Source organism: Hominiventricola sp. (genome assembly GCF_057604405.1).
In genome coordinates this window covers 1-23,634 of the sequence record NZ_DBLYVB010000029.1, presented here as the reverse complement: position 1 = coordinate 23,634, position 23,634 = coordinate 1, and the positions used below count along the sequence as shown (strand labels likewise).

Genomic DNA, 23,634 nt, shown 5'->3' with positions numbered 1-23,634 from the left:
GCATTCTATTCACTGCGCCAGATCTGTGCTGCAAGGACATTGCTATTTGCAGCAGTGGATCTGGTTATGATTACAGCTTTTTTCAGTATTTCAGTTTATACACTACAGATTTCGGCATACCGGATCATCATAGATTTTCTAGTGCCGCTTAATGTTTCCTGTTGTATCTGTTTCCGACTATTGTATAGCAAATGGAATGATATGGAGCATATTGCTGTTTTTCTAAGTATATCCTGCATACTGATTTGGACGCTGATTGTGTCCACAGATTCTATTTATCAGAAAATTTCGGTACCGATCTGGGTTGGCTTGCTGATCATATCGTTTGGTTATCTGATCTTTTGTGTTCACAAATCGCAATGTAACTGCGAAATAAACTGGGAGGTGAAGTCGAGTGGAACTGCAATTTAAAAATGTAACAAAAGCTTATGGAGATGTACATGCAGTAGATCACGTAACACATTCTATGGAGAAAGGTGTATATGGGTTATTGGGAGTAAACGGAGCGGGGAAAACCACTTTGATGCGGATGCTGTGTACAGCGATAAATCCGACAAGCGGAGAAATCTTGTGGAATGGAAAGGATATCTTCAGTTTGGGAGCATCTTATAGAGGGATACTCGGTTATCTGCCGCAGAATTACGGGTTTTATCCGGATCTTTCAGTGTATGACTACATGATGTATATTGCATCCATCAAAGGACTCCGTCCCATCGTGGCAAAGAAAAGGGCTTTAAAACTGCTAGAGCAGGTCGGGATGGCTGAAAAGCGAAAAAAAAAGATGCGCACTTTATCAGGGGGAATGATCCGGAGAGTCGGAATTGCTCAGGCGATGTTGAATGATCCGCGGATATTAGTATTGGATGAGCCAACCGCCGGTCTTGATCCGAATGAGAGAATCCGGTTCCGAAATCTGGTCAGTGAATTGTCGGAAGACCGCCTTGTCCTGCTGTCTACCCACATTGTGTCAGATGTCGAATACGTGGCAAATGAAATCATATTGATGAAAGAAGGAAAATTTTTCTATACAGGAACATCGGATGAGATTATTTTGTCTATGGATATGTCAGTATGGAATTGTACTGTTCCTAAAAGGGAACTGAATAATTATATGAAGAAATATCTGACTGGAAATGTAAGGACAGTTGCCGACGGAGTGGAACTAAGAGTCCTTTCAAAGACGCCGCCGGCAAGGAATGCAGTACAGGTGGAGACAACACTGGAGGATGCATTTCTTCTGTATTTTGGAGAAAAGGCAGGTGATAAAGATGATGTTCAAATATGAGTTGAAAAAGATCTTTTCTAAGCGGGTTAATCAGGTTTTGCTTGCGGCAGTGCTTGTGGTGACGATTATTTATTCCGGTATGGCAATCGGAAGTATGCGCTATGTGGATGAAGAGGGGCAAAATCACACTGGGATTGAATCGGGACGGCTTCTGGCTGAAAATATCAATCAATGGAAAGGGGAACTTACAGCGGAGAAAATTTCCGAAGTAATAAATGATTACAAGACGATATCTGCCAAATATCCGGATGAAATACCAAATACAGAATATGGAAAAACAGTACAGTCATATTATGATATTTATAGTTTTGTAATTGGCATAATGACTCCAGATTCAGAATGGAATGAAAGTGTAGTATATCAGCTTTCAGATGAACAGCTACAGAATATCTATACAATCTATCAGGACAATATGAAGAAAATAGTGGAAGAGTATGGTACTACACCTGAAAAGAGAAGTTATCTGGAAAGCGTTTATAAAAAGATAGAAATACCTTTTATGTTCGAAGCAAAAGATTCCTGGACTACGATGACAATGTACGCACAAACTTATGTACTGTTAATGGCAGTGATCATAGGTTTTTTGGTAGCTGGTATATTTTCCGGAGAGTTCCGCCCGGGAACAGAGGATGTTTTTTTTGCCACTAAATATGGAAGAACGAAGGCAATAAAAAACAAGATTTTTGCGGGAATACTTGTGTCAACGGTTACCTATTGGATCGGAGTGGGGGTATTGTCTCTTATCTCATTTGCAGTAATGGGAACAAGCGGATTTTTCACGCCGTATCAGATTGATGATCCATACAGTATTTATGTTATGACATATGGAGAATATTATTTGCTGATACTTGTGGGCGGGTATATCGTGACAATGTTTTGTGCTGCGTTGACTATGCTGGTGACAGTTAAGATGCATACACCGAATCTGGCGATTTGTATCCCGTTTTTCCTGCTTTGTATGATGCCGTTTATCGCAAGAGTATTACCGGCATTTGATGCTTTTTTCAATTTGCTGCCAACTGTATTGACTAATATTTTTAATGCAGTGAGGACGCCGATTCTTTTTCAGATTGGTTCGTTTGTATTTCGTCAGATTTCGTTATTGATGTTTCTGTACATCTTATTATTTATTGTACTGTTGCCTTTAATATATATAGGTTATAGTCGATATGGGTTAAAGAAGAAATAGTATTACGAACGTCTGATAAAGCTATTGAAACTTTCGGCTGTTACTGCAGAAATTTTATGATCCGGATAAAAAAGAGGGCTACTGATAAATTGCGTAATTGTGCCTCTTTATATAAAAGAGAAATTAAATGACATCACGTGAACTCGTTCGGGATATGTTTATAAACTATTTCCGGATATTTGAAAAAGATCAGGAAGGGTTGAAAAGCAGGTGATACCATGGGAAAGTAATGATTCTTACGTTTTCTGATTCCGAGGAAGAAATTCTGAATAAGATTAAATCGGTTCTAGTCTGTGAAAACACAGTAGAGTTTATGGATAATGTAAACATTCAAAAGTTGAGATTCCCAAGTCTGGAAATAGACCAGCTTCAGCGTTGTGTAATCAGAGAAGATAAGACAGTGGGGCTTACCCGACATGAATATGATCTGCTTCTATATCTTGCGTTATCTCCTAATCGGGTATTCACGAAAGAACAGATCTATCAGCATATCTATGAGGAAGCGGAGTCAGAAGTGAATAACCGAATTTACGGTCTGATTAAGAACTTGAGAAAGAAAATAGAAGAAAATCCGGAAACACCGCACTACATAGAAACGATACGTGGTGTTGGTTATCGCTTTCGGGCATAAAAGGAGCCGTCCGGCAATGGGCGGCTCGAAGTGTTTCTCTTGTTGTTTATTTATTGTTTTTTTCGTTGTATACTGATAAAACGAGGTGATAAAAGTGGCATATAGAATTTTGATCGTGGATGATGACATCGAATTATTAAAGATGTTAAAGAACTATTTTGAAATCAAACGATATGATGTAATGATGGCAGAAGATGGCACAGATGCTTTGGAAAAAATCCATAAGAAACCGGATATTATCTTGCTGGACATCAATATGCCTAAAATAGACGGATTAGAAGTATGCAGACGTATCCGGGGCAAAGTAACTTGTCCCATTATCTTCCTGACGGCAAAAGTGGAGGAGCAGGACAGGGTAAACGGGCTTTTATCCGGTGGGGATGACTATATACTGAAGCCGTTTAGTCTGAAAGAACTGGATGCTCGTGTTATTGCACATTTGAAGCGTGAGGAGCGTCATAAAGGGAAGTCTGAATACAGATTCCACGGAGACCTCAGTATTGATTATGGAGCAAAGAGGGTTCAGATCGGTGAAAATGATTTGGAGCTTACGAAGCTGGAATATGCAATCATTGAGTTTTTGTCCATGAATCCAGGACAGGTTTTTGACAGGGAGCGGATATACGAAAAGGTGTGTGGTTATGATGCGGAAGGTGACAGCCGTGTTGTTACGGAACTGATCCGGAGAGTGAGAAAGAAACTGGCGGAATATACGCAGACAGAATACATTGAGACAGTATGGGGGATGGGGTATCGATGGAAAAGATAAGAAATTTATCCTTGAAAAAGACAATGGTTTTATATACGATACTCAGCTTGATTGTCACTTTTTTTCTTTCTGTGTCAATTATTGAGATTGCCGGGCAGATACAGGAGGAGGTCTGGTGGAAGTACGTGGATCAGGACGAGTATTATCAGGCAATGAATGACCGCAATGAAAATTTTGAGGTAGTGGTACCGAGACCGAATCAGAGTAAAATGAGCAGAATGGACTGGCATATTTCAGAAACCTGTGATTTCCTTCAGACGTACGGAGTATTGCTTTTTTCTTTTGCCGGATGTGGAATTGCGGTCAGCCTGTTTTACAAAAATAAATTAAAGAGACCGATTCAGGAACTGAAGATGGCATCACAGATGATTGCGGAGGAAGATCTGGATTTTCATATGGCTTATGAGAACGAGGACGAGATGGGGATGCTGTGCAGGGAATTTGAAAGGATGCGTGGGCAGTTGGAAGAAAATAACCGTAGACTTTGGCAGATGATCGAAGATGAGCGGGTACTGCGTGCAGCGATTGCCCATGATATCCGCTCGCCGCTTGCAATCATGCGGGGATATCAGGAAATGCTTTTGGAATTTGTTCCGGAAGATATGCTTGATCAAGAGAAAATGATGGAGATGTTAAGGGGCGGTATGCTTCAGATTGAACGGATGAACCATTTTATTGATGGTATGCGGAAGATGACGAAACTGGAAGAACGGGAATTAAACTGTTCCGTGGTGGATATCCGGCAGTTGATCAGCCAGATAAAAACGCTGGCAGAAGTCATGGAAGAAAAATCAGAAAAGGACTTCACGGTAACGGCAGTGGGAGAGTCGGAAACTCTGGTCGCAGATGCGGAAATCATCATGGAAGTAGCGGATAATCTGTTGTCCAATGCATTCCGCTATGCCAGTCAGAAAGTCGGGCTGAAGCTGACAGTGACGGCGCAGGATCTGAAAATGAGTATCGGTGATGACGGAACGGGATTTCAGGAAAATACCGATACGGTGACACAGGCGTTTTATCATGAAAATTCGCAGGATGATTTAAAGCATTTTGGAATGGGTATGTATATCAGCCGTATCTACTGCGAACGGCATGGCGGGAAACTGCTGATAAAAAATGCAGCAGATGGTGGTGCGGAAATTGAGGCAGTGTTTAAAAATTATGTATCAGAAAAACAACAGCAGAAATAAATGGCTGTTGTTTTTTTGTTGTGATTTGTAGGCTATGCTGTTTGTAGAAAAAAGAAAGGCGGGATGACTTATGAAAGCGATCATAAAAAGGAATCTGAAAAATTATCTTAAAAATCCGATATTTTGGACCGGTTTGATTGTTGTTTTAATCAGTATGTACCAGACACTTGCACCTTATCTGTCCATTCATTACGTGAAGCCGGATGAAACCTTCAGGAAGGTAAAAATGGCTTCCGATGGGGATGTTATGGAGGGATGTATTCCGGCAACACCGGATAAGGAGAGAGAACTGTGGGAGAAAGAGATTGTAAAGATACTTCAAGACACAGAGAATGGGTTTGGCATGTCGGAAGCAGAGGCGGAGGCAGTGATATCTGAGATGAAACAGATGGAGATTACGGAGGCGTGTCAGTATCTGAAAACGGAATACCACTTTAATGGTGCCAATTCTGTGTATGAGGACGTTTCATGGTATCAGGGAAGCCCGGAGGAAGTCAATCGGTATATCAGAGAAAATCTTGAGAAACATCCATTCTCCTATTATTTCGGAAGAAAATTTACAGATTTTGCAAGCCTGCATATGGCATTCTTTGCAACGGTTCTGCTGGCGTTTTTATTTTTCCAGGATATGAGGAAAAATACTTATGAATTGCTGCACACCAAACCGATGACGGCTTTTCAATATATTGCCGGGAAAATAAGCAGTGGATTTCTCATCATGACGACGGCACTGGTCATTATGAATATCGTATTTATCATTTTGTGTTATGCCACGGCAGTAAAATCAGGATTTGCTATGAACATACTGGATTTTGTTCAGAATTCGATCCTGTATGTCCTGCCGAACATCCTGATGATCTGCTGTGTGTATGCGGTTACAGCGCTGCTGTTTAAGAATCCGCTTCCAGCGGTTCCGGCGCTGGTTCTTTATATCATTTATTCTAATATGCTGACATGGGACAGCAAAGGACAGTGTCATGCAAGACCATTCTCTATTATGGTTAGATTTCCGGGGAATTTTTTTGAAACGGGATTGCCATATCGGGTATATCTCAATCAACTGCTTCTTGTGGCAGCATCCATACTGCTCATGTTTATAGCGGTGTGGATGTGGAAAAGGAGGAGAGTACATTGAAGAAAGAAGTAAAAATATGTATGCCATATTATAAAATTGCATATTCAATCGCTTTTGTTGTGATATTGAGTGCAATCCAGCCTGTTGTATACGCAAACGAAATCGGAGGGGCAGTGGAAAGAGCTGTTTCGCTTCTGGCAGTCGTTTTCTGTGCAGATACTTATCTGGTGGAAGTGCAGAGCAAACGCTCGGAAGTATTCTGCCTTTATAATCTAAAAAAGCAGGCAGGGGTAGTTTATAAAAGACTATTTGTGCAGGTAGCTTATCTGATTGGAATCAGTTTGTTGGCATATGGACTCTTTTATTGGCAGAAACCGGTGAATCTGACAGAAGAATTAGATGGCGGTGCCTTGTTTGGAATTTATTGTATTGCGATTCCCGGAACTGTTTTGTTTTGGAGTGTGCTTTCCGTAACTGTCAGCAATCTGGTTCGAAACAGATGGATTGGTATGGGTGTCGTGCTGCTTTTCTGGTTTTTCTCTATTTCCGGAAAGGCAACTCAGTTTTTGAAAAACTGGGGACCATTTTCCTACGGAACTTGTGATTTCGGTAAGCTGACAGAGTGGAGATGGCTTGGCGGGAAGGTGCTGTGCGTGGTATTTGCGGGGATGATGCTTGCATTTGTTCCTAAGATATTAAAGAAGAGAGGGTAAGATTATGAGTATAAGAATAGACGATTTAACAGTAACATTTAAAAATGGAGTGACAGCGGTAGATCATGTGGATCTGGAAATCCCACATGGGATATTTGGTCTGTTAGGTGAAAATGGTGCAGGAAAAACAACGTTGATGCGGGTGCTTACAACGGTGCTTGCACCCACAAGTGGAAAAGTTCTGTTAGATGGTACGCTATATTGCGAAGCAAATTACGAAAAGATACAGAAAAAGATTGGGTATCTGCCACAGGAAATTGATCTGTATCCGTCTTTGACTGTTCGAGAATGTCTGGAGTATATGGGAGATCTGGCTGGAATTGAGAAAAGAGAAAGCAAGAAAAGGATTGATTACTATCTGGAGAAGACCAGTCTTGCAGACCATCAGAAAAAGAAAATGCGGCAGCTTTCAGGTGGAATGAAGCGAAGAGTTGGATTAGTGCAGGCATTACTCCATGAGCCGGATTTTTTAATTGTGGATGAACCAACAACAGGGCTCGATCCGGAGGAACGCATCCGTATCCGTAATTTACTGGTAGATTTTGCAGAAGAACGCACCGTATTATTTTCAACGCATGTGGTGGAGGATCTGATGGCAACCTGTAATCAGCTTGCGGTTATGAAAAAAGGTAGATTCCTTTATACAGGAACAATGAGGGAATTATTGAATAAGGCAAGAGGGCATGTATGGGAATGCTGTACAGAGGACGAAAGCCTTGCAAGAGAATTAGAAAGAAAATATCATATTTCCAGTAAGCAGTATACGGAGGAAGGAATTAGATTAAGACTGTTAGGGGAGAATATGCCGTCAGAAAGTGGATGTATAGCTTGTGACGTAACTTTGGAAGATGCATATATCTATGTAACCAATCGATAAACATTGTTAATGAGGAGTGAAAGCTAAATGCTAAGAAAAGCAGGTGATGTTATGGGAAAGTGATGATTCTTACCATTTCTGATTCCGAAGAGGGAATCCTGAATAAAATTAAATCAGTTCTAGCCTGCGAAAGTACGTTAGAAGTTATGGAGATTACAAATTCTGAAAAGTTGACATTCCAAGGTTTGGAAATAGACCAGCTTCAGCGGAGCGTAATCAAAGATGGTAAGGTTGTGGAACTTACCAGACATGAATATGACCTGCTTTTTTATCTGGCCTTATCCCCCAATCGGGTATTTACAAAAGAACAGATTTACCAGCATATTTATGAGGATGTGGAGTCAGAAGTGGATAACCGTGTCTATGGGTTAGTCAAGAATCTGAGAAAGAAAATAGAAGAAAATCCGGAAGAACCGCACTACATAGAAACGATACGTGGTGTAGGCTACCGTTTTCGGGCATAAAAAGAGCCGTCCGATTGGGCGGCTCGAAGTATTTAAACAGCAGTTTTCTTCACTGCCTGTTTATAGTTACCGGTAGCATCGTAATCTCCAGAGAGGAGCAGATTCTGGCGAAATTGCTCCAGTTTGATCTTGAAGCGTTTCCCATCCTCAACAGTCGTAAGCATGGTAAGAGCTTCTAGCATTCCCTGAATATATCCGGTTAGCAGGTAATATCTGCAGGGTTCTTCCGATGGTGAGATATTGGACAGGGTTTCTTCCAGATGTTCCTGACGTTCCCTGAGCCATGCATCCCAGACATCCAGTTCCAAATCAGTCATGGTGTTCCTCCTTTAAATCTGATGATAATCGTCTTTGGTGTGGAGGGGAGAAGTTTCATGCACAAGCATTTTTCTGCTCCAGATCCAAATATGGATTTGTAAATTCAAAAATAATAAGTTCATCCGCATCGAACATGAGCTCCAACTCTTTTAGTGTAGCTGCTGGATATCCGCAATCTCTGAATCGTTCTAATACGTCTGTTTCCGTTTCAAATGGTTCACCGTCTTCCAGCTTTTCTCCGATTATTAAGCCACATGGAGTCAATAGGCTTTCTTCATATAAGCGGACACAATATCGGTCAGGGAAAAATAGGTGTGCTTCATCCGTGTTATAATAAATTCGTTCTCCAGGTTCTATGCTTTGCATCACAAAGGGAACATGATATGCAGCGGCTATCGCCTGATATGCTTCATAAAGTGGAGTCCATGCTGTCTCTAAAGAAAGTAGAATATACGTATCATTCCATTCCATGTAGCTGACATTTCCACGAAGAGATATTCCGGTGGAATCTATTTTCTTGTGGGAAAATAAATTGCCAATCCAGCATAAATCAGGATTCTGGTTCAGAATGATGTAGGTTTCCAGGTCCTCCCACAAGTCATATAGTCCTTCCGGATTTCCTTCTGTATAAAAGATCACATCATCACAGCAGATATTTGCCATTACACATCCACCTCCGTTCCAAAAGTTTCACCCATATTCTGGTTGGAAACCGTAAGGTTTACAGGGGATAAGGTGCCAGAGGCAAGCCATTGTTCGATTGCATCAATTACCTGCTCCAGCGTGTCGTTATAAGCCACATTGCAGTCTTCCAGTCGGAGAAACTGCAGGTATGCTTCATGAAGAAGGCTTGGATCATCACGCAGCGTTTCATATGGAAGGTTGCAGAGTCCGATTCTTTCCTCCAGACGTTCCATGGAGCGGCGGATGAAGTCGCAGGAAATAAATTGTTCCCGGTAGATGTTATAAGCAGCTTCAAGCTGGTCATAGGTCAAAATAAATGAGACTTTCTCGCAAGGATTAGATGGTTGTTCTTTCATGGTAAATTCCTCCATTCATACTATGATTGGCTGGTGGTACGGATTCTCTTTGTTCGGGAGTAAGATGTACCAGTAGTTTCCAGCGCAGGTCGATTTCTCGGTGAATCCAGGTATCATTTTCATAAACTTCATGTGTCAAAAAATTGTAAATTGTCGGTTCTTTTTCTATATCATCCAGATCTGCGACCAGACAAGTTGCCTGATTCACATAGGGCCAGAGTGCCTGTTCGACCATATGGCGTAGTTCCAGTATCAGAGGATATATCTGTCCTACATCATAGGTTTTGGACATGCAGGAGCTGATTTTCTTCAGCATCCCGGAAGTTTGTATCATCTGGTTGATGACGGTACATTGTTCCTCCACATCTGCATCCGGATTCAGGACCAGCCGGTGGAGCAGCACAGATTTTGCATAGGCAGAAGCGGTCAGGTTGATGTTTCTGACCAGTTCTTCATACGGCTGCTTATACTGTGTCTTCAGCACTTCCAGAGGCACATGTTCCCGGTTCTTCTTTAAGGTGGAGAGGAGCCCCGAAAGGCAGCTCTCCAGTTCTTCCATTCTTGTCAAGCACACATCGCCTCCAGCTCCATCGGAACACGGGTGTAGCTGAGACGGTAAATACTGTTGCAGGTCTCAAATACCACACCGTTTTCGGATACTTCCAGAATACTCTGCACCGGACTGGTAGCAAAGGTCTGGTTATAACTATAGATCCACGCCCGTTCTCCCAGATGGAGGGGCAGGGACAGGATTCCGGTGAGGACATATTCTTTCTTTTGGGTGGGGTGTAAGGTTATATTTGTATTCTTCATTGATTTCACGCTCCTTTCCTTACTTAATTTTGTTTGCAATTACGGCAGCGACCAGTTTAGCGCATCCCAATTCCATCTCGGATAAATGCTGTCCGGTTCTGGAACAGAGAAGAAGTGCCAGCGGCTCTCTGTCTTCCCTTAAAATCGGGAAAAAAGCACAAACCGGTTGACGGGTGTTGGATACCGGGTAGACAGGGCAGTTCTCAGCAGAGATCAGTTCCTGGCCGTCCGCAACCAATTCGGCGAGTTCTTCTGTAACGGGAGTGCCTTCCGGAAGATAGATGCCCGCAGATACGAGTATGTGAGCCTCACTGCAAATTGCGATACCACAGTGGATGACACTGTAGAGGACGGAAAGATAGGAAGCCATTTCCTCTTTTCCGTTTAAGTGGGTAGGGCATTTGCGTAAAAGCAGCTCCATTCCCACATTTTCCAGTTCCAGTGCATCTCCGTCTGAGAGCTTCATTTGTTTCCGGATTTCTGCAGGGATGACGATACGCCCCTGAGAGTCCATGGTCCGGATGAGTGCAATATTCATAACTAAAGTCTCCTTTCTTAAAAAGAGGAGAAGCAGTAAAGTACCGCTTCTCTTCTGAAAATTTAGGCAGCGTAAGGCGGAGCCTGTGCTGTCTGTTGCATTTGACTGTTCTGCTGGTCTGCCAGCATCCGTTTTCCGTTATTGATCAGTGATGCAGCAATCACCGTTTCCCAGTTGGAAATATAGGAATCCGTCCGCTTCAGAAGCGTGAACAGATCCATGTCGGTAAGCTGGATGGCTGTCGTCTTTTCGGACTGGAAGCTGCGTGGCTGCATGTAGGAACCACCGTTCTTATTCTGTGCTTTGATGCCTTTCCCATTTACAATCTGGATTTTCCATGGGCTTTTCATAGGCTGCCCTTTGGAATCATAGGGATGTCTGGAGATATAAAACATCTGGGCTGTGGAATAACCGTTCTGATCGGGATTGCCGTAGATCTTGCTCTGGCTCCATTCAAATTCCTGAAAACCGGAAGTGATCCGGGTTAAGAGGAACTGGATCTGTTCCGGTGCCAGGTTGAAACGGGTGATGATATTCCGGTCTCCGGTACCGTTGGAATAATCCTGAATGGTGATGCAGATTAAAGAATGTACTTTATGCCCGTTTTCCTGATATTCCCCTTTGGCATGTAGCTGTGCATAGTTGCCGAGTGGTGCGTAGCGGAGCCGGTCATAAAAGGCAATGAGTGCCCGGTCATTCTGGATCTTGCAGATCTGGTCGGTAATCCGGTTTTGATAAGTTTCATTCATGAGTATTCACCTTCCTTTATTTGAGATGCTGTTTGACAAGCTGTGCCATATTCTTTGGAAGCTCTTCCAGTTTCGTGATATCCAGGAATCCGTCCTTGTAAATCCTGCGGATATTTTCCTTATCGTCACCAATGGCAGCCGCAAACAGGATGACATCCCGTTTTTCGTATTCTTTCTTGATGCCCCGCAGATCTGCCTCTGCTTCCGTTCCGCTGTAGCCGTAATCGGCTGGCTGACCGTCAGAAATCAGGATCAGCAGCTTCTGAAGCTCCGGGCGTGTGCACAAATGCTCTGCTACGAAGCGGAGAGCTGCGCCGTCCCGGTTCCCGTTGCGGTCGCACATATCCATCAGCCGGTAACAGTCCTCATTGTCCACAGAATCAAATTCTGCATAGGAGTAAAGAGCAACGCCGCCTGCATCCGTGGAATGCCCGTAAATGGTGATAGGGATACCGAGGCTTTTACAGAAATCATAAAGGACAATGGCAGTCTTTCTTGCATGTGTCATCCGGTCACCCCAACCCATCGAACCACTCTCGTCAATCAGGAGGGCAACAGCCAGACGTTTTTCCTCTCCTGGAAGTCTGGTTCTGGTAAAGATGGTTCCGTCTGTCTTATAGAGAGCATGGGAGTCCAGACGTTTTCCAAACAGGAGATTCTTCTGCTTTCCGCCTTGCTGTTCTTCTTTCAAAAGCGGCAGGATGGTGCTTTGCAGCTTTTTGGAAGCCCGCAGGAGCGGGGGAGCAACTGTCTGGTATTCATTCTTCAGGTAATCGGAAACACTGGTCAGGCGATGGATGGTAACATGGATGCCTGCATGGGCATTGCCGTAATGAATATCATTGGCTGTTTTCTGCAGTTCCTCGGTCAGTTCCGTCTGACAGTCTTCCTGCACCTTTTCTGCAGCCACATCGTTCAAGATCCGGAACAGATCCTCTGCAGCATGCTCATAGCCGCTGCCCTGATACTGACTGACATAAGTGACGCCGGGGTTGTTTTCATCCAGAATGGTATTGGTCTTTGTAAGAGCGATGCGCCCGCCTTCTTCCGAAAGCACCTGTTTGGCTTCCTCTATAGCATCCTCTTTGGTACGTGGACCGGAAGGAGCATTGCCCTCATCATTCCCGCTTCCTTTTGGGGAAGCTGGTTTGATATTCTTTGGAATGGCACCGCTTTTTCCGGTCGGAAGAGGAGCGCCGCTGCTGACTTCATCCCCTAGAAGATCTTCCAGAGCATCGGCAGCGGAATCCTCGCCATGCATTTCCAATTCCTCCCGTGTTTTTTCGATGAGCGGCTGGATATAGTTCCAGGTCAGGGCTAAGAGCGCATTGGAAACCAGCATCCGGTCAGTGCCTTTTTCCGATTCCATTGCCGTATCCAGAAGATCGGTACAATCGGAAATGGTATCCAGATAATCCCCCTGATAGCCGGTGGGATTGTTGATGTTTCCGGTCCGGCAATAGGAAAGGATCAGGTTGGCAATGATGGAAAATGGCTGGTATTCTTTGTCAATTTGTTCCTGTATGGAAGGAATCTGTTCGGACATACGCAGGTTATTGAGTTCAATCCCCTGTCGGAAGGTGCCGTGGAATTCCTCACACATACGGTCTTCAATATGGATGTCTTCCAGAATGTTTTGAAAAGTTGCGGCGCATCGTGCCAGTGTCAGGCATCCGGCTTTGTCCTTTTCTTCTAACACTTCTTTGATCTCCTCCAGTGCTGTCTGATAAGCTGGAAGGGATAGCTCCGGCTCCTTCGGATAGAAGGAACCGTTTTCCAGACTCCTCAGATGAACAGCGTGGGCTGTGAAATCAGAATAGAGTAAGTGCCCCACTTCATGCCCGGTGAGCCCTGTCAGGCTCTGGGAACGTAAGAAACGGGTGGGGAAAGACTGGGTGATCGGGTTCGCTGCGTTGAGATGTACCTTATAATTGTCGGTATATGCAACGCCTGCCTGTTCGGAAATGTCCCAGTCCAGCAGTACCTGCAGTCCATACCGGTAACGTCCGGTAACGGCTCTGGCAAGGGAGGTCTGGTACTTCTGATAGGCAGCGGAGAGGAATAACTCCTCATCCGCAATGGAATCCTCTTTTGCCCGGATTAGTTTCTTTAAATTTCTTTGGCTGTGATTCACGTGATATTCTTCCTTTCTTTTCTTAGATTTTTTGTCAGCAGTTCCTCCATCGTGCAGCCGTAATACACAGCAAGGCGAAGGACGGCATAAGCCATCGGGGAGGAGTTTGCATTTTCATAATTCATAATGGTTTTCGGGGGAAGATTTAAGATTCTGGCAACTGCCTTTTGTGATAACTTCGGTGTTTTGGCTTGCCGGAGATAAGACAGATTATCTGCCAGATGCTTTCGGATCTGGGCTTCTGTGAGTGCTGCTTTTCTCATAGGCGTGTCCTACGCAGCAAGCACAGTATCCAGACAGCTTTCTTCCACTTCCGTACGGTTCTCAGCATCGGCAGAGGCAGAGGCAAGCACCGTGTAACGGGCCGCTTCCCGGATATCCCCGCAGACCATGTAGGACTGCACCCAGGAAATCAGCTCCCTCATGCCACAGCAGCCATCTGTAATGAGATTTTCCCGGCAGTAGACAGCCATGGATTTGACAATGCGTGTCATCAGACGTACCGTTTTTGCATCCTTGCATCCGGTAACAGCCATGGCACGTTCTACCTGTGTATCCTCATCCGGTTCATCCAGATCAATCACAAGGTTCATTCGGGAAATGACAGACTGGTTCATCTGTTTACAGCCTGCATAGTCATTGTTTGTGGTGATTACGATGGTCGTATCCGGATGACGGTGGATGGTTTCTCCGTTTGGAAGATATACGCTGTTACAGCGGTCTAAAAGGGAGTTAAGTCCAACCAGTACACCGGGATTAGCAATGACCGTAGGCTCCTGTATCTCAAGAATATACCCATAGCGGATGGCTTCGACTAGAGGCGTATCCACATACTGGAAGTTCTGTCCGGAGGTGTGTTCCTTATAATAGCTGTGCATTTCATCAAAAATCGTATCGATCAGCTTCTGGTAGGTGTCCTCGGCAGAAATTTCTTCATCATAGTTTCCGGTCAGCTTCTGATAGGCACCGGAGGGATCTAACTGGATTTCCTGAAAAGACGGGTACTGCCGCTGAAGCCGGGTGCGTTTTCCGTCCACATCCGGAAGAATCTGACCTAAAAGGTCGAATACCTCTGTATTTGCGGAACAGGTAATGCAGCGGTAAGGAAGGTGAAGTGCGGAAGCAATGGCTTTGGCTCCTTCGGTCTTTCCGGTACCTGCCGGTCCCCGTAAAAGAAAATTCCGCATCGGCTGTGTGGTATCCGTTGTCAGTTTTGCGTGTTCGCAGATCCGTTTGATTTCCGGAGGGATGATGTACCACTCTGCCAATGTCGGAACAGATACCTCCTCTTCCGGAGACAGCCTTCGGGATGCGGTCAGGATAAATTTCCCAACAAAATCATCTCTGGAAATGGCTGCCTGTGCTTTCTTAAATCCACTTCCTGGACGTAACACCTGAAAGTCTCCATGGAGCACTTCGGTTGGTGCATAGACCCCCTTCTGGATATTTAACGGTTTGATCAGCGACAATACGCCGTTTGCCGGAAGGTCAATCTTAACACCACCGGTCGGGAGACCTGATGCATAGCGGGTTCTCCGGTAAATGTTGTCGCAGAGAACGGCTGCTGTTTCCGCAGCGGCGTCCAGATCGGGATAACCGTTGTCCCGGTGCGCTTTTAATTCCTGATACTTTTCATTACACTCTTCATCTGCCAGAAAAACCGGCATCAGTGCGAACAGCAGAGCCGCACCGGACTGTTTGGAGTCTTTAAATTCGTATTTTTCCGGTGTGCTTTCCACATCCGGCGGAGGAGTATAGCAGCCTCCGTAAAACTTTCCGTTTAGCTGGTTGTAGACAACCACCTGAAGATCACCGGTTTTGCTCGGATATTCCGCCACAACAAAATTGTTGGATTGGGTACCGACCGCCCCAAGCTTTTCCGGCGGGGTACTGCCAACCGGGTTTTCCAGCTCCAGATAAGCAAGGACTGCCCGCAGGGTAGCTGCATGAAGCGTGGATTTTTTCCGTGGCTGAGTACAGTATTTGGATGCAATGTCATCAAAGATTGCATGGTCCGTATAATCCTCAAATGGTTCCGGGAGTTTGCGTTTGAACCCCCAGGTTGCTACGATGTTATTTGCCATGATTCGTTCCTCCTTCTTATGAGATCCAGGACAGTTCCAGTGCCTGCTCGGTCTCTTCTGTGGTCAATTCATCTTCAGTAAAAATCTCCGTCAATTCGCCCCAGTAATCTTTGGGCGGGAAATGTTCCAGCTTTCCCCGGACTTCCGGTTCAGTGCCGTTCAGAATATAGACATCTCCCTGCTCGTTGATAAACAGCTTTTCATAGCCCCTTGCCTGTAAGTCACCGACCAATTCCATCAGTAGCGGTTTCCCAATCAGGGAATACCATGATTTGGGATTAACGGCTGGTCTGGAATCCGGATTTCCTTCTGACGGTTCCTTTTTATGTAAGGATTCAATGGTCATCATCTGAAGCGTCAGACTGCCACGGGCATCCATGAGAATTTCCGCAAAATTATAACTTCCGGTATTCCGTGTGCGAATCCGTAATGGTTCCCCATCCAGTATCTGGGAGAGCGGTGGTTCTTTCACAAAATCCCATGTGGCATCCGGGAAGGCTTCCTTGAGCTTTCCGGTAATCTGGAATTTGATCTGTCTCCAGAGAATGGTTTCCAGATCAGGTGTTCCTTCCAGATGACGAGTTCTTTCTGGGCGTTTTCGTAGCTTATGCTCCCTGTTTTTCAGGCGTTCCGTGAAAAGCGGGAGAAGATAACTGAACAGCGTGACTCCGATACCGATCAGGGCAATGCCTGCAATCAGAAGCCGGTTGGCATCCTGTGGTACGAAAAGTGCTGCAAGAAACAGTACAAGCACGACAAACTGTAAGAATTTTTTTCGATTTGATTTTTTCATGAGCTGATTCCTTTCTGATTCATGATTCTTAGACAAGCCCGGAAGCTGGATGGGAAATCGCCGCTTCCGGACATGAAAAAGAGGAACTGCATCATCACAAAGATGATAAATGCAATTCCTCAACATAGGGTTCCTTGAGAGTTAATAGGGCAACTGGGATGCCATCTGTTCCGGCACATTTTGAAAGCCGTCAGTTGGCTGACTGCCCGGCATACCTCCGTAATTTGGCATTCCGGTATAACTGCCCTGCGGCGGGTAGCTGCTCTGTGGCTGACCGGTTCCGTTTGGCGGAGCCTGATACTGTCCGCCATTTGCAGGAGGCGTGTAGGCACCGTTAGCAGGAGCCATTCCCTGCTGTGGATAGCCGCCAGGCATTGCCTGATTCTGGTAGCTGCCATTGGGATTTCCCTGCATTGGGTAGCTGCCATTGCCGGCTGCACCGGGCGTTGCCGCACCACCATTCGGCTGGCTGTTCTGGTTTGCACCCGGATGTCCGGTATTGCTGTCAGAACGGTTGGATGGTACAAAGTGCCAGTCCTTGACATTGATCCTCGGACCGGCATTTGCCTGCCCCGCATTCTTTCCTTTCTGATAAATGAACGGATGAAGCTCCAGATCACCATAGATCATCAGCCCGGTTCCTTTCTTTACGCCTGCTTTTGCTAAGCGTTCTGCAAGGAACTTGTTAAAATAGCACTGATAGTAAATGGTTTCTTCCTTTCCATCCTGGCCTCGCTGTGAAACTGCAATGTCCAGAGAAACATATTCCGTACCGGAATTTTTTCCTTGCTGCATCTCAGGATCTCTTGTGGCCCTCCCTAAAATTGTTAAAATTGCTGACATAAAAATTCTCCTTTCTGCCTCTTTGGGCGTTAAAATAGATTAAAATAAAAAAAGTGCCATTATAGCACCGTATAAAACGGCAGTATAATGACACGATTTTCCAAACTTAAACTGCATATGCTTCTGGATGAATGGTCCAGACTCCCATGACGGGACAGCACAAAAACTTAAATACAAGATTATATTAACACAAGATATAGCATATGTCAAAAGAATTAGAACTATATATAGCATATGTAGACGAGGTGGAAGGATAATATCAAAAGAATTTTGGACATAGTTATAAAAGTGCAATATAATATTGTTTAAATCGGAAAATGGAAGGATGAGAAAAATGGAGCAGAAAAACAGAATTCTGATTGTAGAAGACGATACGGATATCAATAATCTTTTATATATGGCATTACAGAAAGCAGGGTATGAGACGGTACAGGCTTTTTCCGGGACGGAAGCGAGGATGCTGTTCCAGATGGATAAGGCGGGCTTTTCTTTGATTCTATTGGATCTGATGCTTCCGGGAATTTCAGGAGAAGAGGTGCTTGCCCAGATTCGGAAACAGGGCAATACGCCGGTTATTGTCCTGACAGCCAAAGACGGATTGGATGAAAAAATCGGGCTTCTTACCAGTGGGGCAGATGATTACATTACAAAACCGTTTGAGATACAGGAGGTGCTTGCCCGGATTCAGGTTCAGCTCCGCCATATGCAGCAGGAGCCGGAACATAAAAGCGTGTCATATAAAAACCTGGAACTGGACCGTGAGCGCTTTGAAGTCCGGATTGCCGGAGTGCTGCTTCCCAAAATTACAAAGCAGGAATTTGCAATTCTGGAGCTTTTACTGGAGCATCCGAAACAGGTCTTCAGCAAAGAAGAGATTTTTGAATATGCGTGGGATGAACACTATATGGGAGAGACAAAGACACTGGATGTACATATCAGCAATATCCGGAAAAAGATAAAAGCAGTAACGCAGGAGGAATATATTGATACCGTATGGGGAATCGGCTACCGTCTGCATTCTTAATCTTTACTCTTTTTTTACTATTTATTTGCGTTTGATTAGGATTTATCCGATATGATAACAGCAGATAAGAAAAGGAGATGAAAGCATTGAGTGAATTGTTATTAAGTACAAATGGATTGACGAAGCAGTATGGTCATCATAAGGCAGTGGATAAAGTAAACCTTCACATAAAAAAGGGTGCTATCTATGGATTTATCGGACGGAACGGTGCGGGAAAGACGACTTGCCTGAAGATGATCAGTGGACTTGCAAGACCGACAGCCGGAGAGATTGAGATGTTCGGGTGTAAAGGAAAAGAACTGGAGAGGATTCGTTCTCGTGTGGGGTGTCTGATTGAAGCACCGGGGCTGTATGGCAACATGAATGCATATACAAACCTGAAAATAAAATGTGAATTGTTTGGTATTCGGAAAAAGGGATACATCGAAGATATCTTAGAGACGGTCGGACTGGAAGGTGTCGGAAAGAAAAAAACGAAACATTTTTCCCTTGGAATGAAGCAGCGTCTCGGAATCGGGCTGGCACTGGTCGGGGAGCCGGATCTCCTGGTCCTTGATGAACCGATCAATGGGCTTGATCCCCAGGGAATTGCAGAGGTGCGTGATACCATACAGAGACTGCGAGATGAACGGAATATGACGATTTTGATATCCAGTCATATTTTAGAGGAATTATCTAAGATTGCAACGGATTATGGAATTATCCATAATGGAAGTCTTCTGCAGGAGCTGACAAGCGAAGAACTGATGAAACGCTGCAGTGAACGGATTGAAATAGAGTTAATCCATCCGGAGCAGGCAGTCCCGATTCTGGACAGAATGGGATTTACCAACTATCAGGTTACAGATAAGAGCCATATCCATATATTTGAACGATTGAATGAAAGCGCCAATGTCAATATGGAACTGGCAAAAGCAGGAATTTTGGTCAATGGAATTTCCATTACCAGTGAAGAACTGGAAACCTATTTCTTGAATCTGACAGGAGGGAATCAAAATGCTTAATATGATAAAAATGGATCTGTACCGGATGGTCCGGACAAAAAGTATGTATGTGGTATGGATTGTGATGGCGGCAGCTATATTCTTCTCCACATCCATGTCGAAACTGGATATTGATACGATGAACAAGGAAGCGGAACAACAGCAGACAGAAAGCATTGCAGAAACAGTGAAACCAGAAACCATCAATATGGGAATGTCCGTATTCCTGCCGACACAGCCGGGAGAAAAAGTAACGGTCTTTGATCAGGTATATGCAAACCTGCAGGCGAAGTTTGTGGCGTTGTTTCTGGTGATTTTTACAGTGCTGTTTTCCAGTGCAGATATAGGAAGCGGTTATATTAAAAATATCGGCGGGCAGGTAAGGAGCCGGAGAAACCTGATCTTTTCCAAAGCTTCCGTGTTGTTTGTGTATACGACTGTTACCATGCTGCTTTATTTCATCATTCAGATTATTGCACAGCAGATGTACTTCGGATATCTGGAGTGGGGGAATGGAAGCGAGTTGCTGAGATACTTTGGTATTCAGATTTTGCTTCATTATGCACTGGTACTAATCAGTATGGCGATTGCGGTGGTTTTGAACAGCAACGTGTTCAGCATGACGATTGTTATCTGCCTGTGCATGAATACCATGATTGTCTTATACGGAGTGATCAATCATTTGATCCAGAAGGCAGGTGTGGAGAATTTCCAGATTTTGAAATATACAGTGACAGGAAAGATTGCACTTTTATCCATGTCACCGACCAATAAGGAATGCCTGACGGCAGTTGTGATTGCGGCGGCGTTCGGAATCGTGGTTACATTACTGACAGCATGGGTATTCAGAAAGAGAGATATCTAAATGATAAAACTAGGGTTCGTGCTATTGATAGCAGTGATACTGGTACAAGGAATGTTATTTTGGAAATACCAGCGGCAGGTGAAAGACATCTGCCGCCAGTTGTCGTTTCTGATGAAGCACGACAGCAACATGCTGATTACCAGAGAAATGGATTTTGGAGGCATTGGTGAGTTGGCAGATGTTTTAAACGAATGGCTGGAACTGAAGCGAAGGGAAAAGAAGGAATACTTGAAGAAAGAGGAGATGATTTCGGATACATATACAAATCTCTCACATGATATCCGTACTCCTTTGACATCCCTTGACGGATATTTTCAGTTAATGGAAACCTGTGAAGACCAGGAAGAGCAGAGACGGTATATGAAGATCATACAGGAGAGAATCGGCAGCCTGAAAGAAATGCTGGAAGAATTATTTACTTTTACAAAACTTAAAAACGATTCTTTTCATCTGGAAATGTCATCCTGCTGTATCAACAAGATTTTGAAAGATACCATATTTTCCTACTACGATGAATGGACGGGCAGAGGAATTGAACCGGAGATACAGATTACAGATAAACTGCTGTTTATGAACGGAAATGAACAGGGAATCCAGAGAATTTTTCAGAATATCATAAAAAACGGACTGGATCACGGGGAGAAGAAAATCAGTATTTCACTGGAAGAAGTTGAAAACAACATCCGGATACAGATAAAAAATCAAGTATGTCATGTGGAAAAAATAAATGTAGATCAGGTGTTTGAACGGTTTTATAAAGCGGATGAAGCACGCAGTAAGACTTCCAGCGGTCTCGGCTTATCAATTGCGAAAGAGCTGGTACTTCGTATGGATGGGAAAATCAGCGCCCGGATAGAAGGGAATGAGTTCTGTGTGGAGATTGTGTTTCCAAAATAAAAGGAAAAATTTATATTAAAGCAAGTGAAAATGGGGAATGACTTTATATAGGTTTCATGGTAGAATTACAGTAGAAAGAGAAGAGTCACTCAGTCATTTGTTGTATGAAAGGATGAGTATAATGTATAAAGTAGAACTTAAATTTGATACAAGCAAGCTCGCTCCGGAAACGGTAAATCAGATGTGTGAACAGGCAGATCAGATTTTTGAGCAGGAGGATTTAAGCTGTGCAGTCAAAGCCCTTGGAAGCAGGATTTATCTTGACCGGGGACGCAAGCAGGACTATGGAAGATTCTGGGCAGCAATCTTTCAGTTGAAAAACTCCGTAGGAATTGCAGAGAATTTGTTAGAGTGTTTCTGGTATAACGGAACAGAAAAGGAGAACCTGATTACAGACTTTATAAGGAACTAACAGATGGACAGCTTACAGAGGAAAGGCATCAATTTTGACCTGAATACACAAGCACTAAAGGAATATTATCCGAAAGGTGACTGGCATAATGCATATGCGGATGTAAGGGACTTTTTTGAAGCAAACGGATTTGAGCATATTCAGGGATCGGGATATCATTCGGTGGAAGCAATGTCAGAAGCAAAAGCCATGGCAGTTATTTATCAGATGACAAAAGAATTTCCATGGCTCAATTATTGTGTGAATGTGTGTACCATATCAGATGTACCGGAACTGTTTGATATCTCGCATGTATTTGCCAGAGAAGCGGAACGGTTGGAAAAGAAAAATGCATGATTTGACAAATTATTTCCAATATGTTATATTCATCTCAAGCAAAAAAGGGAGTAGCTGAACGCCTTGAAAGAGGTGGTTTTGTAACCGACAACCGGTATCGAGAGATACCCGTAGCAAATGAGATAGCAAGACTTTTATTGTGGCAGAGGTCATGATAGGAGTCTTTTTTTATTATGAAATATAGAAAATCTGCCGCAATAGTCTGCTAAAAAGAAAGAGAGGATAAACGATGAGTAACGAAATGATGAAACGGGAAATGCAGGAAGCAGTACAGGCAGGGGAGCGGGCGCTTCAGAGCCTTTACGCAGCAAGGGATAAGTTGGGAAGTGCGAGAAACTGGGGCATTTTTGATATGCTTGGAGGAGGCTTTATCAGTGACTTTGTGAAGCATTCTAAAATGAATGACGCAGCTGCGTTGATGGAACAGGCGAAAAGCGATATTCAGCGTTTTCAGAGAGAATTAAGAGATGTGCAGGTTTCCTTGGATCTGCGCATGGAAATCGGCAGCTTCCTTTCCTTTGCGGATTTCTTTCTGGACGGGCTGGTGGCAGATTATATGGTGCAGAGCAAGATTGCAGATGCAAGAGAACAGGTGGATGATGCCATCAACCGGATAGAAAAGATACTTGCTGATGTGAAAAATCGGATGAATGGGGAGGTGTAGCATATGGGATGCCTGGGAAATGTGTTGTGGTTTGTGTTTGGCGGCGCAGTCAGTGGGCTGAGCTGGTGTCTGGCAGGTTGTCTCTGGTGTATTACCGTTGTGGGGATTCCGGTGGGGATGCAGTGTTTTAAATTTGCGGCGCTTAGTTTTTTCCCCTTTGGAAAAGAGGTGCAGTATGGTGGCGGAGCTGGTTCGTTCCTTTTGAATATCATCTGGCTGATTGTATCCGGTCTGCCTCTTGCACTGGAGCATCTGGCGTTGGGTACAGCTTTATGTGTGACGATTATCGGAATCCCGTTTGGTTTACAGCAGTTTAAACTGGCGAAACTGGCATTGATGCCGTTTGGTGCGGAGGTGTATTAAGATGCGATTATTTGATAAAAGGACACCGCTTCAGAAGGAGTGGGAAAAGCTGGAAGTACAGGAGCAGAGATTCCTTCAGAAGCGTTCAGAGAAAAGGGAGAGCATTCTGAATCAGAAACTGGAGGAAAAGATACCGCCGAAACTTCAGAAAACATTGGATACCGCTTTTGCGAAGGCATTTGCTCTGATTTTCGAGAAAGGAACCGGGGTTATTGAAAAGACGTATCAGCGGACAAAACTGGAGCAGGATTATCAGGTGCGGCAGTATATGGCGGATGTAAAGCAGAATTCCAAATCCCTCCGCTCTTTTTCTAAAAAGGCAAGAGATACGGGAACAAAGAATTTACTGCTATCCGGTGTGTCTGGAATCGGGATGGGCGTATTGGGAATCGGTCTGCCGGATATTCCGGTATTTACAGGGATGATTTTAAAGAATATTTATGAGACTGCTCTGCAGTATGGATACAGCTATGAAAGCAGGGAAGAAAAATATTTTATCTTATTATTGATCCGGGGAGCAGTATCCTATGGGGATACACTTTGTGAGATTGACGGGAAAGTAAATGAATTTATCAGAAACGGAAT

At 44.1% G+C, this 23,634-nt stretch carries 30 protein-coding genes; 18 read left to right on the top strand and 12 right to left on the bottom strand.

Going from position 1 to position 23,634, the window contains the following annotated elements; genetic code table 11:
• Positions 1-394 precede the first annotated feature (394 nt).
• The 9 genes from ACZMB2_RS12770 (at position 395) to ACZMB2_RS12730 (ending at position 8,193) form a co-directional block, all read left to right on the top strand.
• Complete coding sequence (locus ACZMB2_RS12770) at positions 395-1,285, top strand: ABC transporter ATP-binding protein (RefSeq protein ID WP_008373946.1); 891 nt, start codon at positions 395-397, stop codon at positions 1,283-1,285.
• Positions 1,269-2,474 carry an ABC transporter permease gene (locus ACZMB2_RS12765; RefSeq protein ID WP_117537007.1) on the top strand — a complete coding sequence of 402 codons (1,206 nt, stop codon included), beginning with the start codon at positions 1,269-1,271 and terminating at the stop codon, positions 2,472-2,474. Before ACZMB2_RS12770 ends, ACZMB2_RS12765 begins: the two co-directional genes overlap by 17 nt.
• A gap of 229 nt (positions 2,475-2,703) precedes the next feature.
• Complete coding sequence (locus tag ACZMB2_RS12760) at positions 2,704-3,105, top strand: winged helix-turn-helix domain-containing protein (protein ID WP_008373942.1); 402 nt, start codon at positions 2,704-2,706, stop codon at positions 3,103-3,105.
• A 94-nt stretch (positions 3,106-3,199) separates the two neighbouring features.
• Complete coding sequence (locus tag ACZMB2_RS12755) at positions 3,200-3,874, top strand: response regulator transcription factor (RefSeq protein WP_227226834.1); 675 nt, start codon at positions 3,200-3,202, stop codon at positions 3,872-3,874.
• The gene (locus ACZMB2_RS12750) at positions 3,862-5,064 is read left to right on the top strand and encodes a HAMP domain-containing sensor histidine kinase (protein ID WP_008373940.1); all 1,203 of its coding nucleotides are present in this window, start codon (positions 3,862-3,864) and stop codon (positions 5,062-5,064) included. Before ACZMB2_RS12755 ends, ACZMB2_RS12750 begins: the two co-directional genes overlap by 13 nt.
• A 70-nt stretch (positions 5,065-5,134) precedes the next feature.
• Positions 5,135-6,199: an ABC transporter permease gene (locus ACZMB2_RS12745; RefSeq protein WP_173908989.1), complete on the top strand. Its 1,065-nt coding sequence runs from the start codon at positions 5,135-5,137 to the stop codon at positions 6,197-6,199.
• Positions 6,196-6,852 carry a hypothetical protein gene (locus ACZMB2_RS12740; protein ID WP_227036358.1) on the top strand — a complete coding sequence of 219 codons (657 nt, stop codon included), beginning with the start codon at positions 6,196-6,198 and terminating at the stop codon, positions 6,850-6,852. Before ACZMB2_RS12745 ends, ACZMB2_RS12740 begins: the two co-directional genes overlap by 4 nt.
• A 4-nt stretch (positions 6,853-6,856) precedes the next feature.
• Positions 6,857-7,729, top strand: a complete 873-nt coding sequence (locus ACZMB2_RS12735) for an ABC transporter ATP-binding protein (RefSeq protein ID WP_005333452.1) — start codon at positions 6,857-6,859, stop codon at positions 7,727-7,729.
• Positions 7,730-7,875: 146 nt separating this feature from the next.
• Entirely contained in the window at positions 7,876-8,193 is a 318-nt protein-coding gene (locus ACZMB2_RS12730) for a winged helix-turn-helix domain-containing protein (RefSeq protein ID WP_226875255.1), read from the top strand.
• A gap of 32 nt (positions 8,194-8,225) precedes the next feature.
• Here ACZMB2_RS12730 and ACZMB2_RS12725 read toward each other — a convergent pair whose 3' ends face one another.
• The 12 genes from ACZMB2_RS12725 to ACZMB2_RS12670 all read right to left on the bottom strand — a co-directional run bounded on the left by ACZMB2_RS12725 (position 8,226) and on the right by ACZMB2_RS12670 (position 17,505).
• Positions 8,226-8,510 (bottom strand): hypothetical protein, encoded by a 285-nt coding sequence (locus tag ACZMB2_RS12725; protein ID WP_005333456.1) that lies wholly within the window; start codon positions 8,508-8,510, stop codon positions 8,226-8,228.
• Between the two features lie 55 nt (positions 8,511-8,565).
• Positions 8,566-8,982, bottom strand: coding sequence for a hypothetical protein (locus ACZMB2_RS12720; protein ID WP_243148935.1), 417 nt, complete (start codon positions 8,980-8,982; stop codon positions 8,566-8,568).
• A gap of 191 nt (positions 8,983-9,173) precedes the next feature.
• A complete protein-coding gene (locus tag ACZMB2_RS12715) occupies positions 9,174-9,551 on the bottom strand; it encodes a hypothetical protein (protein WP_005333460.1) in 378 nt (125 codons plus the stop codon).
• The gene (locus tag ACZMB2_RS12710) at positions 9,532-10,110 is read right to left on the bottom strand and encodes a hypothetical protein (protein ID WP_005333462.1); all 579 of its coding nucleotides are present in this window, start codon (positions 10,108-10,110) and stop codon (positions 9,532-9,534) included. The genes ACZMB2_RS12715 and ACZMB2_RS12710 overlap by 20 nt, the downstream gene beginning before the upstream one ends.
• Positions 10,111-10,115: 5 nt before the next feature.
• Positions 10,116-10,364 carry a hypothetical protein gene (locus tag ACZMB2_RS12705; RefSeq protein WP_227226833.1) on the bottom strand — a complete coding sequence of 83 codons (249 nt, stop codon included), beginning with the start codon at positions 10,362-10,364 and terminating at the stop codon, positions 10,116-10,118.
• Between the two features lie 19 nt (positions 10,365-10,383).
• Positions 10,384-10,902, bottom strand: coding sequence for an AbrB/MazE/SpoVT family DNA-binding domain-containing protein (locus ACZMB2_RS12700; RefSeq protein ID WP_005333466.1), 519 nt, complete (start codon positions 10,900-10,902; stop codon positions 10,384-10,386).
• A gap of 62 nt (positions 10,903-10,964) precedes the next feature.
• A complete protein-coding gene (locus ACZMB2_RS12695) occupies positions 10,965-11,651 on the bottom strand; it encodes a hypothetical protein (protein ID WP_005333468.1) in 687 nt (228 codons plus the stop codon).
• Between the two features lie 16 nt (positions 11,652-11,667).
• Positions 11,668-13,785, bottom strand: coding sequence for a vWA domain-containing protein (locus ACZMB2_RS12690; RefSeq protein WP_005333469.1), 2,118 nt, complete (start codon positions 13,783-13,785; stop codon positions 11,668-11,670).
• Entirely contained in the window at positions 13,782-14,048 is a 267-nt protein-coding gene (locus ACZMB2_RS12685; protein ID WP_005333471.1) for a helix-turn-helix domain-containing protein, read from the bottom strand. The genes ACZMB2_RS12690 and ACZMB2_RS12685 overlap by 4 nt, the downstream gene beginning before the upstream one ends.
• Before the next feature lie 9 nt (positions 14,049-14,057).
• On the bottom strand, positions 14,058-15,869 hold the full coding sequence (locus tag ACZMB2_RS12680) for an AAA family ATPase (protein ID WP_005333473.1): 1,812 nt from the start codon (positions 15,867-15,869) through the stop codon (positions 14,058-14,060).
• A gap of 16 nt (positions 15,870-15,885) precedes the next feature.
• A complete protein-coding gene (locus ACZMB2_RS12675; RefSeq protein WP_022415111.1) occupies positions 15,886-16,662 on the bottom strand; it encodes a hypothetical protein in 777 nt (258 codons plus the stop codon).
• 141 nt (positions 16,663-16,803) lie between these two features.
• Positions 16,804-17,505, bottom strand: a complete 702-nt coding sequence (locus ACZMB2_RS12670; RefSeq protein WP_005333477.1) for a single-stranded DNA-binding protein — start codon at positions 17,503-17,505, stop codon at positions 16,804-16,806.
• Positions 17,506-17,830: 325 nt separating this feature from the next.
• On the opposite strand from ACZMB2_RS12670, the gene ACZMB2_RS12665 reads away from it, so the two are divergent.
• The 9 genes from ACZMB2_RS12665 to ACZMB2_RS12625 all read left to right on the top strand — a co-directional run.
• Positions 17,831-18,529, top strand: a complete 699-nt coding sequence (locus tag ACZMB2_RS12665) for a response regulator transcription factor (RefSeq protein ID WP_487597017.1) — start codon at positions 17,831-17,833, stop codon at positions 18,527-18,529.
• Between the two features lie 77 nt (positions 18,530-18,606).
• Positions 18,607-19,533 carry an ABC transporter ATP-binding protein gene (locus tag ACZMB2_RS12660; RefSeq protein ID WP_008373911.1) on the top strand — a complete coding sequence of 309 codons (927 nt, stop codon included), beginning with the start codon at positions 18,607-18,609 and terminating at the stop codon, positions 19,531-19,533.
• Positions 19,526-20,377, top strand: coding sequence for a DUF2705 family protein (locus tag ACZMB2_RS12655; protein WP_008373910.1), 852 nt, complete (start codon positions 19,526-19,528; stop codon positions 20,375-20,377). The genes ACZMB2_RS12660 and ACZMB2_RS12655 overlap by 8 nt, the downstream gene beginning before the upstream one ends.
• A complete protein-coding gene (locus ACZMB2_RS12650) occupies positions 20,378-21,274 on the top strand; it encodes a sensor histidine kinase (protein WP_005333486.1) in 897 nt (298 codons plus the stop codon). It abuts the gene before it with no gap.
• A gap of 121 nt (positions 21,275-21,395) precedes the next feature.
• Complete coding sequence (locus ACZMB2_RS12645; RefSeq protein WP_022415108.1) at positions 21,396-21,686, top strand: hypothetical protein; 291 nt, start codon at positions 21,396-21,398, stop codon at positions 21,684-21,686.
• A 3-nt stretch (positions 21,687-21,689) separates the two neighbouring features.
• Positions 21,690-22,022, top strand: coding sequence for a hypothetical protein (locus tag ACZMB2_RS12640; RefSeq protein WP_005333489.1), 333 nt, complete (start codon positions 21,690-21,692; stop codon positions 22,020-22,022).
• Between the two features lie 229 nt (positions 22,023-22,251).
• Complete coding sequence (locus ACZMB2_RS12635) at positions 22,252-22,686, top strand: hypothetical protein (protein ID WP_005333491.1); 435 nt, start codon at positions 22,252-22,254, stop codon at positions 22,684-22,686.
• Between the two features lie 3 nt (positions 22,687-22,689).
• On the top strand, positions 22,690-23,049 hold the full coding sequence (locus tag ACZMB2_RS12630; RefSeq protein WP_005333494.1) for a YccF domain-containing protein: 360 nt from the start codon (positions 22,690-22,692) through the stop codon (positions 23,047-23,049).
• A gap of 1 nt (position 23,050) precedes the next feature.
• Positions 23,051-23,634, top strand: a 584-nt coding sequence (locus tag ACZMB2_RS12625; RefSeq protein ID WP_178815884.1) for an EcsC family protein, incomplete at its 3' end; no start/stop codon positions are given.